The following is a 13214-nucleotide window of genomic DNA, read 5'->3' on the forward strand; positions in this document are numbered from 1 at the left end:
TCAGTTTGCTCATCCGGACAAGCGGCCATATCGGGTTTCCGGCGTGACTCATGATCCGGCGGCCATTTATGGAACACAGTCAATCCACGGTGGTCAAACGTCATATCCAAATCAGTGGGAAAAGCGATGTTGCAGTCATGCCGTCGACAGTTTTGACGCTTACCTAAGTTTTGACGCTTACCTAAAGGTATGTATTGCAATCTGCCGGCTCAGGCTTAGGTTGTTTTTAAGGTTAACCAATAGGGTGCGCTGTGATTATAGGATATTTAGTCGTCGGTATCTTTCTGGGCTTGATGTCGCTGGCTGTGGTGCTGCTGCTTGGGGCGCCGCTTTGGGTCGGCCTTCTAACCTATGTCGCGGTTGGTTCAGGGTCTGTCGCCGTTTTGGCCGCCCTGCGCCTTGTCGCTACTATGCGTCATGATACGCAAAGGACACAGTCCGAAGGCGCGCAGTAAACTAGGATGCTGGGCCAAGGTGCGGTTGCACGGGAATGGCCGATACCTGTTCTCCCCGTTTGTGACGATCCGTTTTTTTCTCTCTTCAGGCAGCCGTCTCGATTGGTGCGCCGGTGCGACAGGCCAATTCCGAACCCCGTCGCGCGTGACGGCCTCAAGCGGCCAATGTGAGCGGCATTCCAATACCGCTCAAAAGGCGCAGGTCGGCTGTTCAGCTTATGGGGTGTGTATGGCGGATTGACAGGTCCAGAAGCATCTCGCCGAATTCGGGTTCGCTTTCCGGCCCCTGAAGGGTCAGCCGGTGCAGGCTTTGGAAATCTGCAAAGATCTGCTCGCGTTCGTCATCGGTGAAATCCCTGTCCGACCGTGAAAACGCGCCGATGCTCTTTGAACCGCTTTCAGAGGTCGCCATGACGGCCCAGTAGTTTAGGCCGAACTCGGTCGCCTTCTCGAAAACACCGTGGTTATCCAGCTTTTGGAGTTCGGGCCACGATGCGATTCCGTCGTTGGCAAAGCCCCACAATACGGCCGGATCCTTCATTACGATCCCCTTGCTGGAATAATAGTTCATCCAGTCGTCGCCATAGGTCTGGAAGAGGTATTTGGGAGTGGTGAATGCGACCTGAAAAGCTGTCGCAAAGCCACAAGGGCTTTGTTGTTTCAGACGGGTCAATAAGGACCTCAGGTCGTCTATAAGGTTCACTGTACGCTCCACCGTATCAGACTGACGAATCAACATATGTGTCGTAACTGGACAATCGCGGCCCACTCCGCCCCCCCTACGCGCGCCCTTACGCCATGGACGGAGCCGCCGCCGTTCTTACCGGACGGTTGAGGTTGGCCGCCGGGACCAGAAACAGACAGAAATCCAATACGAAGTAGCGCTCGTCTGTTTCGCTGATAATTTCCCGCATCGTGCCCTAGTCCTCCTGCCCGAAGCAAAGAAGTGCTCAGCCGGGCATTTATTGAGACTTTAATTCGATAGCGTTCCTTGGGCAACCTGTCAAACATTTGCTTGCCGCCGCAGGTGGACCGTGGCGTCTGCGTGGACTGCGGGCATTGACAGGATCGCATAGGACCGCCCGTCATGCTTGTTGCGGTACTTGTCGCCCACCTGCTCGACATCGTAGCCCAGTTTGCGCAGCGACCGGCGGAAGCCGGGAACCGTCAGGGTCACCAGATCGGCCGATCCCTGTTCGATCGCCAGTTGCACAAGCCCCTGAACAACCAGCGCAAGTGCCTCCTGCCTGTCGTCCTGAGATGTCAGCTGATCGGACAGGACAAGCCGGGTGCATTCCGAAGAATTGGCGAACCTGTGAGCCCGCGGAAGAAGATCCGCCGGAATGCCGTCAATTCGTCCTTCTGCCGCATCCTGAAGCATACAGCCGTGGCTGCCCCATTTGTCGGAAAACCGCATCAGGCGCGCACCGCCTACCAGGCGACCATTCATGATCGCGACTGAATAGGCCGCGGTGGGGTTGTCGTATTGATCCATTTCGACACTGTCATTGTGCGGAATGTCCCAAGCCAGCGTATCCACGAAGAATCGCTTACGCAGTTCGAGGAACTCGTAGAAGGCTGAACCGTGCAGGTGCATATTGGACAGGTCGAAGGTGATACCGGTGATTTTGTTTGCCATTTGCCATGCTCACTTAAGTTTGAAATGTGAAGCTGTACGTGTCGCGCACAGCTGTTTCCCCGCTCTTAACGGGTACATGGCATTAATGTGTTGAATTGGCGTTTAAATCCAGCCATATCCCTTCGCTTGGCCAACAGCTTGTGTATTTGTGCGTGCGCCGAGCTTGGATCGGGCGTTGGTCAGGCGCAGCTTTACGGCGCTTTCGCTGATGTCCAGCTCGTGGGCGATTTGCTTTAGCATCAGGCCGGACGCCAACATTTCGAGCGCCTCGATCTCAGCCTTTGTCAGCGCGCGCGCGGGAGAAAGCGCATGGTGTAGCTCATCCACCGCGTGGCTCAGAAGCTCAAGCTCTCCATCCTCGAATTCGCGATCAGTGCGCGCGAACGACCCGAAAGAGCGCAGGCCAGGCGTGTCGTCGTGCATCACGCTGATCGCTGCGCCATAGCGCAAACCGAACGTGGCCGCGGTTGTCAGCACCTTGCGTTCGTCCCTGTTGGCAATGGCGCTCCAGCGTGTGTGGCCTGAGTTGTCATAGACCCAATGGATGATCGGATCGAAGATCATCAACCCGTCCCTCGTGTACATTTCGACCCAGTCCTGCGGCAGCGAGTTGCGCTGATATTCTGGAAACGCAAACCCCACGCGCAAGGCCAAGTGATACCCAGCAGTGGCGAGGGCATCGAAATCATACTTGGCAAGGAGTTGGTCTAACGTTTCCATGTGTCCCTTGGATTGTATCCTAAAGGAATCTCAGGGGAAGTCCTGCATTGGGAAGTCTATGAGGATCCCTCGAAGTAGTCTTTAAAATATAAGCGAATAACGAATGTAGTCTCTAATACTTGAATGGGCAAATCTTGCGTCCGACACCACCAAAGGGCGAATCGTCGACCTGTTAGCCCGAAACGTATCCGGATGGCAACGGATCAGGGGCTCTGTCCGGGACGTCATTGGCAAGCCTCCTTTGGCGTGGTCCGCCCGCTGAGATGTGAGAAATTTGTTTGCAGCAGGACCAGAGGATGGCCTCAAAGCGAGCAAAGCAGGCTCGGGACGCAGTCCGTCAGATCGGCGTGACGGTGTAGAGCTGCTATCATGGCGCAAAAAACAAGGGGGAGGGCATAAGCGGCAATCCGCCCATTACTGCGTGCGAGAGGGAGTGCGAGGTGGGACGCCAACGCCGTGGGCGCGCCGAATCACCTCCGCCGCGGCCAAGTTGACGCTGACAGACGCCGCACAGAGGGTCGCCCCAGCCCGTCTCGCGACCGTATCGATCAGGTGCGCCCAACGCCTCGGCGTATCGGGGCGCAGGGGCTGTCGCACATTGAGACAGCTTCGATCGACCACCGGTGCCAAAAAGCACTGCGCCGATAAATCAAAGACCGATCATGCGCCAAATTCAAACTGGACGATTCGATGGGGGGTGACCCGCGAAGCAGTGACCATCCGGCTGGAGGTCAGGGCGGCGCTGGGCAGGATTGCGGCCATCATGCGCGCCATAGCGGCGCCGCCATGATCTTTCCGTCCAAGCGGGTACGATCACGGCGGCGTCAAGGCCGGTAGCCCTCCGGAAAGGGCGTGATTGGCTGGCAGCATTGGTAAAGAACGCGCTGCGAATACAATGTAAACAAACTGAAGTGCGGTTACTCGTTAACTAAGTGACTTTGGACATCCGCACTGTCACGTTTCTAACCCTATGCAAGGTGGTGCGGCGACCTGTCTTTTAGGACAGGGTCCCGCGTCAAACGCATTGCAGGCGAATCTGGTCTTTTCAGTAATGCCCGGCGGTTGCTGAGATGTGCCTGTTTTCAAGGGGTCGAACGTCTTGACCGCCGTGAGAGCCGCCTTGGCGCCGGACCGCCCTGAGTGACGCAATGTGCCTCTGGATGCGCCCGTTCAGGGAATAAGAGCCTTGATCGCGGCGGCATGTTCGGGCGTGGCGGCCAGTGCGTGGTCTGCCAATGCGCGGGCCTCGTCCGGCAGGGTCTCGGGCGTGGCGAGTCGGTCGAACAGGCCCCAGTGATGCGCCGTTTCGCCGTCGATCCGCGCGCCGGTCAGCAGGATCAGCTTGGCCCGCGCCGGACCGACCAGCGCGGCCAGCCGCACCGGGTCCGACGGTTGCGGCAAGAAGCCCAGCTTCATCACCGGGTAGAACACCTTGGCGCCGGGCACTGCGATTCGCAGATCGCAAGCCAGCGTCATGCCGATGGCGCCGCCCGCGACCGTGCCGTTCAGCGCCGCGATGGTCAGGCAGGGCAGGGCGGCGATGGCGGAGGACAGCCGCTCCCACACCGCGCTGGTGGCCAGGCCCGCGCGCGCCGCGTCCAGATCGGCCCCGGCGGAAAATACCTTGCCCGCGCCGGTCAGGATCAGCGCGCGGGCGTCCTGCGGGGCGGTTGCGGCCTCTTCGGCGATGTCTGCCAACTGCGCCAGCATGGCCTCGGTCAGGGCGTTGGCCTTTTCGGGGCGGTTCAGCGTGACGGTCCAGATGCCGCCCTGTTTGTCCAGATCGATCATGCGCCCGCCTCTCTCTCCAGACCAATAGCCGCGCGCATCGCCGGATCGCGCAGCGAGATTTCGCCGCCCAGATGCGCGTCGGCCTGTGTGCTGCACATCCATAGCAGGGCGCGCGCGGGCCAGTCTGCCGGGATATGCTCGGACCAGTCCAGCTGGCTGATCGGGTTGATGCCGCTGGCCTTGATGTCGCGTTGCATGTCGGTGGCGACGGTGCCGGGCGACAGGCCCATGGCGCGCAGGCCATGCGCGCGCCCATCAAGGTCGGCGCTGGCGGTCAGCATGGCGGCGCCTGCCTTGGACGCGCAATAGGCGCTCCAGCCCTCGACGGGGCGATGCGCGGCGCCTGACGACACGGTCAGGATCGTGCCGCCCCCCGCCGCCTGCATCACCGGCATTGCGGCGCGCATGCCGTTATAGACGCCGGTCAGGTTGATATCGATCGCGCGCGCCCATTCGGCAGGGTCCGACGTGGCCAGCGGCGAGATGGGTGAAATCACCCCGGCGTTCCCGATCAGCACGTCAAGGCCGCCGTGGCGGTCCTGCGCCATCTGCACCGCCTCCGCCATATCCGCGAACGCGGCCACGTTACCAATATGGGCAATCGCCCCCAGTTCGCGGGCCAGAGCATTCAGCGCGTCGCTCTTGCGGGCCATCAATACCAGCCGCGCACCTGCCCCGGCAAAGATCCGGGCCGTGGCGGCGCCAATGCCCCGGCTGGCCCCGGTGATCAAAACGCTCTTGCCGGTCATGTCCATGGTTCTGCCCCTTTTCCGTTTGGTCCCTGCGTAGCGCCGCGCGTGGGCCGGGTCCAGCGCCCGAGGGGCACTTGACGCTGGGCGCGGTTGGCCCGAAGTTATGCGCAAGTATTTAATGCAAAGGGGCTAGAGATGACCACGTATAGATCCAGGGCCGCACTGACGGCGGGGGCGATCCTGAGTATGTCGGCTGGAACGGCAGTCGCGGATGTGACGCCAACCGAGGTTTGGACCGACTGGAAGGCCTACATGACGGATTTCGGCTTTGCCGTGTCCGCGCGTGAAACGCCGTCGGGCAGCGATCTGAGGCTGAACGATATCGTCATGTCGCTGGACGCCCCCGAGGGCGGCGCCGATACCGAAGTAAAGTTCCCCGAACTGTCGCTGACCGATAACGGCGACGGCACGGTTTCGATCAGCTTCCCCGAAAGCATGCCGGTCTCGGTCGCTGTCGAGGGGCCCGAACCGGTCAGCTTTGATCTGATCTATACCACGTCGGACCTGGACATGACGGTGTCGGGCGATGCCTCGGAAATGACGTATGCCTATACGGCCGCGTCTGTGGGCGTTGAGATGTCGGACCTTGTGTCAGAGGGCAAGCCGGTTGATTTCGGCGCCGCCAGCATCGCGTTGCAGGACGTCGATGGCCGCACCGTGACCACCGCAGGCGATCTGCGCCAGTCCAATCAGCAGATCGATTCCGGCCCCGTCACCTACGAAATCGCCATGGTCGACCCCGAAGACCCGACCAGCAAATTCGAGATGACCGGGCAGATCGACAACCTTCAGATGCTGGGCACCGCCACGCTGCCGACGGATATGGACATGTCAAACATCGCCGCCGCGCTGGCAGCCGGTTTTGCCGTCGATGGCTCCTATACCTTTGGTCCGGATGCCAGCACGTTTACCGCCACCGAAGAGGGCGTGGTCACCCGCGGCACCAGCGCCAGTTCAGGCGGTGAGCTGAGCGTCAAGATGAACGAGGACGGTGTGCATTACAGCGGCACATCGAACGATTTGGCTATCGAGATGACAGTGCCCGATCTGCCCTTCCCCGTCTCGATGGCTATGGCCGAGGGTAAATTCGCGCTCGACATGCCGATCGCACAGAAAGAGGCAGCGCAGGATTTCGGCCTGACCTTCGTGCTGGGTGATCTGACGGTCAGCGATGCGATCTGGGCAATGTTCGATCCGGCGGCGCAGTTGCCGCGCGATCCCGCCACCCTGGCGCTAGAGATGTCGGGCAAGGCCCGGGTGATGGCCAACCTGATGGACGCCGCGCAGATGGCGGCGGTCGAGGACGGCACTGAAGTGCCGGGCGAGCTGGATGCCCTGTCGCTGGACCGTCTGCTGCTGCGCATCGCCGGCGCCGAGCTGACTGGCGAGGGTGCCGTGACCTTCGACAACACCGACAAGGTGACGTTTGACGGGATGCCCAAGCCGATCGGCGATATTGGTCTGAAACTGACCGGCGCCAATGCCCTGCTGGACAAACTGGTGGCGATGGGCTTTGTGCCCGAAGAACAGGTGATGGGCGTGCGCATGATGATGGGTGTGTTCGCCGTGCCGGGCGAAGGCGAGGACGTGCTGAATTCAAAAATCGAATTCACCGAAGAGGGCCAGATACTGGCCAATGGTCAACGCCTGAAATAACGGCGCGACATTTGCGGTGCCCCTTTGGGGACGCCGGGCACAAGGCGGGCCGGGGGTATCCTCTGGCCCGTTTCGTTTTCTGGGGTGTTTCGTCCGCTCGCGCAGCTTTCGCATCCGGGCGCGCCGCCCCTTGCGCAGGCGGCATGCGCGGACTACCTCTGAGGCTTCATTCGAAAGGCATCGCATGACCCGTCCCACCACTCAAGATCTGGCCCTCGACGATTTGGCTCAGGCCGTTCTTGCGGCCGCGCGCCGGGCCGGCGCGGACGCCGCAGATGCGATCGTGGCCTCTGGCGCCAGTCAGGTCATCGATGTGCGCGGCGGCGCGCTGGAGCAGGCCGAGCGGTCGGAGGCCGCCGATCTGGGCCTGCGCGTTCTGGTCGGGCGGCGGCAGGCGAACATTTCGTCCTCCGACACGCGTCCAGAAACGCTGGATATTCTGGCCGAGCGTGCCGTCGCCATGGCCCGCGAGGCGCCCGAGGATCCCTATGCCGGCCTTGCGGACCCGGACCAGTTGGCGCAGCACTGGGATATCGCCGCGCTGGAGCTGGCCGATCCCGCACCCGAGCCTGAGCCGGCCGAATTACAGCGCCGCGCCGCCGCCGCCGAGGCCGCCGCGCAGGCCGTGCCGGGCGTCACTCAGGTGCAGGCCGCGACGGCGGGTTACGAGCGGCGCCATGTGCGCCTGGCCGCCAGCAACGGCTTTGCCGCCGATCACCGGCGCACCGATTGGTACATCTCCTGCACCGCCATCGCCGGGACCGGTGCCGGGATGGAGCGCGATTCAGACGGTGACGCGCGCATCTGGGATGCCGATATGCGCAGCGCCGAGGATATCGGCACGCGCGCCGGTCAGCGCGCCGCCGAACGTCTGGACGCACGCCGCCCCAAGACGGGCGCCTATCCGGTGCTGTTCGACGAGCGGATTTCGACCTCGCTGATCGGGCATTTGCTGGGCGCTGCCAACGGTGCCGCCGTCGCGCGCGGCGCGACATGGCTGCGCGACCGGCTGGGCAAACAGGTGCTGCCCGAAGGGCTGAGCATCCTTGAGGATCCCTACCGCCCCCGCGTTGCCGGATCGCGCCCCTATGACGGCGAGGGGTTGGCGACGCAACGGCGCGCCATCGTGGATCGCGGTGTGCTGACCGGCTGGGTACTGGACCTCGCCAGCGCGCGCCAGCTGGGGATGCGATCGACGGCCAATGCCAAGCGCGGCATGTCCGGCCCGCCGCGCCCCGGCACCTGGAATATTGCCCTGACCCAAGGGACGGCCAGTCGCGGCGACCTGATCCGCGACATGGGCACAGGCCTGCTGGTGACATCCATGATCGGGTCAACCATCAACCCCAACACGGGGGATTATTCGCGCGGCGCCTCGGGCTTCTGGATCGAAAATGGCGAAATCGCCTATCCGGTGAACGAACTGACCATCGCCGGAAACCTGCACGACATGCTGATGCGCCTGACACCCGCCAATGACGCGCGCACGCATCTGTCGTCGGTGGTGCCGTCGCTTCTGGTCGAGGGGATGACCCTTGCCGGCGCGTGACCTGCCGCTGCTGATCGACGCCGCGCGCGCGGCGGGCGAGGTGGCAACGCGTTTCAGCGGTGCCACCGTCAAGCGATGGGACAAGCCCGAGGATGCCGGCCCCGTGACCGAGGCCGATCTGGCCGTGAACGATGTGCTGGAGGCCCGCCTGCGCAGCGCCCGCCCCGCCTATGGCTGGCTCAGCGAGGAAAGCGCGCATGACCCCCTGCGCGCCGCCGCGCCGCGCACCTTCATCATCGATCCGATCGATGGCACCCGCAGTTTCATCGACGGCAGCCGCGCCTGGGCGCATGCGCTGGCCGTTGTGGACGAGGGCGTCGTGACTGCCGCCGTCGTCTATCTGCCGATGCTGGACCTGATGTATGCCGCCGCTGCGGGCAAAGGGGCCACGCTGAACGGTCTGCCGATCCATGCCAGCGGGGCGGACCGCGCCGAGGGGGCCAGCCTTCTGGCGGCGCGCCCAATGCTGGAGGCGCATCACTGGCGCGGCCCGGTGCCTGCGTTCAAGCGCGAACACCGCCCGTCCTTGGCCTATCGCCTCAGCCTTGTGGCCGAGGGGCGGTTTGATGCCATGCTGACCCTGCGCAAGACGTGGGAATGGGACGTGGCCGCCGGCGATCTGATCCTGCGCGAGGCGGGGGCGCTATCGACCGATAGGCGGGGGCAGGTGCTGCGCTTTAACAATGCGGTGCCGCAGGTCGATGGCATGGTGGCCGCCGGGCCGCTCTTGCACCGTGTGATGATTGACGGGCTGGTCTGAGTTTGCCCCAATTCAAGCCCGCCGCGCCGATCGCCCTTACTTCGCGCCGATCTTCGGCTCCGCGCCCGCGCGTATCCGCGCGATGTTCGCGCGGTGCCGCCACAGGATCAACGCGGCAAGCAACATGCCCAGCACCAGCATCTGCGTTGCGCCCAGAAGCAGCATCCAGACCGGCGCGCTGACCGCTGCCACCAAGGCCGACAGGGACGATATGCGCGTGATCAGCGCCGTCCCCAGCCACGCCGCGCAGCAGAGCAGACCCACCGGCCACGCGAGTGCCAGCATCAGACCCAGGAACGTCGCCACCCCCTTGCCGCCGCGAAACCCCAGCCAGACCGGGAAGCAATGGCCCAGAAACGCCGCCAGCCCGGCCAGTTGCGCCGCATCCTCGCCTGCCAGCCAGCGCGCCAGCAGCACGGCCACCGCGCCCTTGGCCGCGTCCAGCAGCAGGGTTGCCGCCGCCGCGCCCTTGGACCCGGTGCGCAAAACGTTCGTGGCGCCGATATTGCCCGACCCGATGCTGCGCAGATCACCCAGCCCCAGAACGCGCGCCAGAATCATGCCCGACGGGATCGACCCCAGCAGATAGCCGACGGTGGCCCACAGGATCAGCAAAGCAGCGGAGGTTTCAATCAGGGGCATCATTCGGCCTCGTATACTATGGTGCCAGCGACATAGGTCGCCAGAACGCGGCCCTGCATGCGGGCACCGTCAAAGGGGGTGTTTTTCGATTTCGAGCGCAGGGTGGCGCGGTCCAGCACGAACGGTTTGTGCGCATCGAACAGCACCAGATCGGCAGGGGCGCCCACCGCCAGCCGCCCCGATTCCAGCCCCAGCCGCTTGGCCGGGTTCAGCGACAGCGCGCGGAACAACACCGGCAGATCCAGATCGCCCGCATGGTAAAGGCGCAGCGCAGCAGGCAGCAGCGTCTCCAGCGCGACGGCGCCTGACGCCGCCTCCTCGAACGGCAGGCGCTTGCTCTCTTCGTCCTGCGGCGTGTGCATCGAACTGATCGTGTCGATCAGCCCGTCGCGCACGGCTGCGACGATGGCTTGGCGGTCCTCCTCGCTGCGCAGGGGCGGCTTGACCTTGAAGAAGGTGCGATAGCCCGCAACGTCCAGCTCGTTCAGGGTCAGATGATGGATCGACGTACCGGCCGTGATGTCCAGCCCGTTGCGCTTGGCGCGCTGAAGCGCGGGCAGGGCGCGCGCTGTCGTGATCTGGTCGGCGTGATAGCGCGCGCCGGTCATTTCCAGCAGGGCGATGTCGCGGTCTAGGCTCATCCGCTCGGCCATCGGGCTGACAGCGGGCAGGCCGTAGAGCGACGCGAACTTGCCCGAGGTGGCGGCGGCGCCCGCCGACAGACCCGGCTCTTGCGGATGGGCGATGACCAGCGCGCCGCAGGCGCGGGCATAGGTGAGGGCGCGGGCGAACACCTTGGTGTTTTGCACGACATGGTCGCAATCGGTAAAGGCGACGGCGCCGGCATCCATGAGAAACCCGATTTCGGTCATCTCGCGGCCCTCACGGCCCTTGGTCAGCGCGGCCATGGGCAGGACATTGACCGGCGCGGCCTCGTTCGCGCGGCGGCGGGCAAATTCCAGCACTTCGGGGCTGTCGATGGCGGGCAGCGTATCGGGCCGCGTCGCGATGGTGGTGACACCCCCTGCGGCGGCGGCCAGCCCGGCGGAGCGATAGCTTTCCTTGTGCCGCTCGCCCGGCTCGCAGACCTTGACGCCGATATCGACGATGCCGGGTGCCAGATGTTTACCGCCTGCGTCGATCACGCGTGCTGGCCCGTCGCCGAAATCGGCCCGGTCGTCGCCGGGCAGGATCGCGGTGATGCGCCCCTCCTCGATCAGCAGGCTGCCGGGGGTTTCGGTCCCGGCCTCGGGGTCGATCAGGATGGCGTTGGTGATGAGGGTTCTGGTCATGTCATTTATCTTTGGCGCTGGGGATGCCCGCGGCGGCACTGATGCGGGCCTCGGCGGCTTGGCGGTCGGGCTGGAATTTCAGCAGAAACTTGTCCCCGCCGCGCGTGATGATCTGAACCGCCGATCCGATGCCGCGTACCTTTTCGATATCGCTGAGGGTGACGGCAGTGGGGCCCGGCCCCAGCAGACGGCGATCGGTCAGCTGCCATTCGGCGTGCAACGCCTCGCTCGACAGGTAGAACGCGCGCAGGGCGATCGCGGCAAGACCGCCGACCGCGCCGGTCCAGACATGCGCATTGCCCATCGCGGCAAGGATCGCCATGCCCAGCGCCATCGCCCCGGCGGCCATCCAGGCGTGATCGCGCCAATAGGCGCGCCTGTCCGCGCGAAAGACGTGGCGCACCGTTTCGCCCGGCGCCAGCGCCGGGGGTGAAGGGGGCGCCATGTTGCTCACGAGGCGATCCAGACCATCACGACGACCAATAGCGCCAGGACCAGCAGCACCACCATCGCCACGCGCCCCGACATGGCCGCATCCGACGGTTTCTTGCGCGGTGCGGGCGTATCGGGGTCGGGCTGCCCGGGCTGGGCCGAGGCATCGGGCAGCGCGCCGAAGGTGATCGGCGTGTGCGCCTCGGAAAAGCTGGCGATCAGACGCAGCGGCGCGCGTGGCGTCAGAACCTGCGCCGTGCCGGCAAAGGCGCTGGAGGTTATCACCATCACCGTGCCGGTCTGGGCGTCCAGCCGACCGCGCAGCGGCGCGATCTGGTCCTCGGGGATGGCGTGGCCGTCGATCAGATAGGCGGGCAGACCGACGCCGGTCAGATCGGCGGCATCAAACACCTGGATATGTTCGGGATCCAGCGTCTCGGCCCCCAACGCCTCGCGCAGGGGCCAGCGGCCATTGCGGGCGATGAACGCGGCGATTTCGTCGGTCGCGATATCCACGGCAAAGACGCGCACGATGCCGGTCTCGCTGGATTTGATGTCGATCTTGTCGCTCATGCCATTACCGCCTTTGTTGATTGGCGCGCGCGCAGGTTGCGCGCCAGAAGGTCCATTGCCGCCATGCGCACGGCCACGCCCATTTCCACCTGCTGCTGGATCACGCTGCGGCGCAGGTCGTCCGCCAGCTCGCCGTCGATCTCGACGCCGCGATTCATCGGGCCGGGATGCATGACGATGGCGTCGGGCGCCGCATGGGCCAGTTTTTCGGCGTCCAGCCCGTAGCGGTGATAATACTCACGCTCGGACGGGATAAAACCGCCGTCCATCCGCTCGCGCTGAAGGCGCAGCATCATCACGACGTCGACGCCCTCCAGCCCCTTTTTCATATCGTCATAGACCTCGACACCGAAGTCGCCGATGCCGGCGGGCATCAATGTGGGCGGGCCGATCAGGCGGATGCGGTTCTCCATCTTGCCCAGCAGGATGATGTTGCTGCGCGCCACGCGGCTGTGGGCGATATCGCCGCAGATCGCGATGTTCAGCCGGTGCAGCCGCCCCTTGGCGCGCCGGATCGTCAGCGCGTCCAGCAGCGCCTGCGTGGGGTGTTCGTGTCGTCCGTCGCCCGCGTTCAGCACGGCGCAGTTCACCTTCTGCGCCAGCAGGTCCACCGCGCCCGAATGGGGGTGGCGCACGACCAGCAGATCGGGGTGCATCGCGTTCAGCGTCATGGCGGTATCAATCAGGGTTTCGCCCTTCTTGATGGAGCTGGCCTGCATCGCCATCGACATGACATCAGCGCCCAGCCGCTTGCCCGCCAGTTCAAAGCTGGCCTGCGTGCGGGTGGAGTTTTCAAAGAACATGTTGATCTGGGTGAGGCCCGCCAGCGCATCGCCATGCTTGGCCGCGCTGCGGCCCCGGTCGGCGTATTGGTCCGCCAGATCGAGGATCGTGGTTATGTCACGGGGGGCCAGAGGCTCGATCCCCAGAAGGTGGGTGTGGTCGAAGGACAA

14 protein-coding genes are annotated in these 13214 nt (G+C 64.2%); 3 read left to right on the forward strand and 11 right to left on the reverse strand.

The window, feature by feature from the left end; translation table 11 throughout:
- Positions 1-666 precede the first annotated feature (666 nt).
- The 6 genes from FGD77_RS08705 to FGD77_RS08730 all read right to left on the reverse strand — a co-directional run bounded on the left by FGD77_RS08705 (position 667) and on the right by FGD77_RS08730 (position 5360).
- The gene (locus tag FGD77_RS08705; protein WP_255008568.1) at positions 667-1224 is read right to left on the reverse strand and encodes an autoinducer binding domain-containing protein; all 558 of its coding nucleotides are present in this window, start codon (positions 1222-1224) and stop codon (positions 667-669) included.
- A 22-nt stretch (positions 1225-1246) separates the two neighbouring features.
- On the reverse strand, positions 1247-1369 hold the full coding sequence (locus FGD77_RS08710; RefSeq protein WP_255008570.1) for a hypothetical protein: 123 nt from the start codon (positions 1367-1369) through the stop codon (positions 1247-1249).
- Between the two features lie 89 nt (positions 1370-1458).
- Entirely contained in the window at positions 1459-2094 is a 636-nt protein-coding gene (locus tag FGD77_RS08715) for an acyl-homoserine-lactone synthase (RefSeq protein WP_255008572.1), read from the reverse strand.
- Between the two features lie 102 nt (positions 2095-2196).
- Positions 2197-2814: an autoinducer binding domain-containing protein gene (locus FGD77_RS08720; protein ID WP_255008574.1), complete on the reverse strand. Its 618-nt coding sequence runs from the start codon at positions 2812-2814 to the stop codon at positions 2197-2199.
- Positions 2815-3984: 1170 nt separating this feature from the next.
- Entirely contained in the window at positions 3985-4605 is a 621-nt protein-coding gene (locus FGD77_RS08725; protein WP_255008576.1) for an enoyl-CoA hydratase/isomerase family protein, read from the reverse strand.
- Complete coding sequence (locus tag FGD77_RS08730; protein WP_255008578.1) at positions 4602-5360, reverse strand: SDR family oxidoreductase; 759 nt, start codon at positions 5358-5360, stop codon at positions 4602-4604. The genes FGD77_RS08725 and FGD77_RS08730 overlap by 4 nt, the downstream gene beginning before the upstream one ends.
- Before the next feature lie 132 nt (positions 5361-5492).
- Between FGD77_RS08730 and FGD77_RS08735 the strand changes: the two genes are divergently transcribed.
- From FGD77_RS08735 to FGD77_RS08745, 3 genes are all read left to right on the forward strand, one after another.
- Positions 5493-7013, forward strand: a complete 1521-nt coding sequence (locus FGD77_RS08735; protein ID WP_255008580.1) for a DUF2125 domain-containing protein — start codon at positions 5493-5495, stop codon at positions 7011-7013.
- A gap of 184 nt (positions 7014-7197) precedes the next feature.
- Positions 7198-8562, forward strand: a complete 1365-nt coding sequence (locus tag FGD77_RS08740; RefSeq protein ID WP_255008582.1) for a TldD/PmbA family protein — start codon at positions 7198-7200, stop codon at positions 8560-8562.
- Positions 8549-9322, forward strand: a complete 774-nt coding sequence (locus FGD77_RS08745) for a 3'(2'),5'-bisphosphate nucleotidase CysQ (RefSeq protein ID WP_255008584.1) — start codon at positions 8549-8551, stop codon at positions 9320-9322. The genes FGD77_RS08740 and FGD77_RS08745 overlap by 14 nt, the downstream gene beginning before the upstream one ends.
- Positions 9323-9358: 36 nt before the next feature.
- On the opposite strand, the gene plsY is transcribed toward FGD77_RS08745, so the two are convergent.
- The 5 genes from plsY to FGD77_RS08770 are packed head-to-tail and all read right to left on the reverse strand — an operon-like array spanning position 9359 to position 13214.
- The gene (plsY, locus tag FGD77_RS08750; RefSeq protein WP_255014152.1) at positions 9359-9964 is read right to left on the reverse strand and encodes a glycerol-3-phosphate 1-O-acyltransferase PlsY; all 606 of its coding nucleotides are present in this window, start codon (positions 9962-9964) and stop codon (positions 9359-9361) included.
- The gene (pyrC, locus tag FGD77_RS08755) at positions 9964-11256 is read right to left on the reverse strand and encodes a dihydroorotase (RefSeq protein ID WP_255008586.1); all 1293 of its coding nucleotides are present in this window, start codon (positions 11254-11256) and stop codon (positions 9964-9966) included. The genes plsY and pyrC overlap by 1 nt, the downstream gene beginning before the upstream one ends.
- Before the next feature lies 1 nt (position 11257).
- Positions 11258-11701 (reverse strand): hypothetical protein, encoded by a 444-nt coding sequence (locus FGD77_RS08760; protein ID WP_255014154.1) that lies wholly within the window; start codon positions 11699-11701, stop codon positions 11258-11260.
- 5 nt (positions 11702-11706) lie between these two features.
- Positions 11707-12261 (reverse strand): hypothetical protein, encoded by a 555-nt coding sequence (locus FGD77_RS08765; RefSeq protein WP_255008588.1) that lies wholly within the window; start codon positions 12259-12261, stop codon positions 11707-11709.
- Positions 12258-13214, reverse strand: coding sequence for an aspartate carbamoyltransferase catalytic subunit (locus tag FGD77_RS08770; RefSeq protein WP_255008590.1), 957 nt, complete (start codon positions 13212-13214; stop codon positions 12258-12260). Before FGD77_RS08770 ends, FGD77_RS08765 begins: the two co-directional genes overlap by 4 nt.

Origin of the sequence: Roseovarius sp. M141, from assembly GCF_024355225.1 — a bacterium.
GTDB lineage: Bacteria > Pseudomonadota > Alphaproteobacteria > Rhodobacterales > Rhodobacteraceae > Roseovarius.

What these genes read in the sequence shown, in the direction of transcription:
- FGD77_RS08765 (WP_255008588.1), bottom strand. Translation starts at nt 12,261, where the DNA reads ATGAGCGACAAGATCGACATCAAATCCAGCGAGACCGGCATCGTGCGC.
- FGD77_RS08710 (WP_255008570.1), bottom strand. Translation starts at nt 1,369, where the DNA reads ATGCGGGAAATTATCAGCGAAACAGACGAGCGCTACTTCGTATTGGAT.
- FGD77_RS08735 (WP_255008580.1), top strand. Translation starts at nt 5,493, where the DNA reads ATGACCACGTATAGATCCAGGGCCGCACTGACGGCGGGGGCGATCCTG.
- FGD77_RS08740 (WP_255008582.1), top strand. Translation starts at nt 7,198, where the DNA reads ATGACCCGTCCCACCACTCAAGATCTGGCCCTCGACGATTTGGCTCAG.
- plsY (WP_255014152.1), bottom strand. Translation starts at nt 9,964, where the DNA reads ATGCCCCTGATTGAAACCTCCGCTGCTTTGCTGATCCTGTGGGCCACC.
- FGD77_RS08715 (WP_255008572.1), bottom strand. Translation starts at nt 2,094, where the DNA reads ATGGCAAACAAAATCACCGGTATCACCTTCGACCTGTCCAATATGCAC.
- FGD77_RS08730 (WP_255008578.1), bottom strand. Translation starts at nt 5,360, where the DNA reads ATGGACATGACCGGCAAGAGCGTTTTGATCACCGGGGCCAGCCGGGGC.
- FGD77_RS08725 (WP_255008576.1), bottom strand. Translation starts at nt 4,605, where the DNA reads ATGATCGATCTGGACAAACAGGGCGGCATCTGGACCGTCACGCTGAAC.
- FGD77_RS08760 (WP_255014154.1), bottom strand. Translation starts at nt 11,701, where the DNA reads ATGGCGCCCCCTTCACCCCCGGCGCTGGCGCCGGGCGAAACGGTGCGC.
- FGD77_RS08720 (WP_255008574.1), bottom strand. Translation starts at nt 2,814, where the DNA reads ATGGAAACGTTAGACCAACTCCTTGCCAAGTATGATTTCGATGCCCTC.
- pyrC (WP_255008586.1), bottom strand. Translation starts at nt 11,256, where the DNA reads ATGACCAGAACCCTCATCACCAACGCCATCCTGATCGACCCCGAGGCC.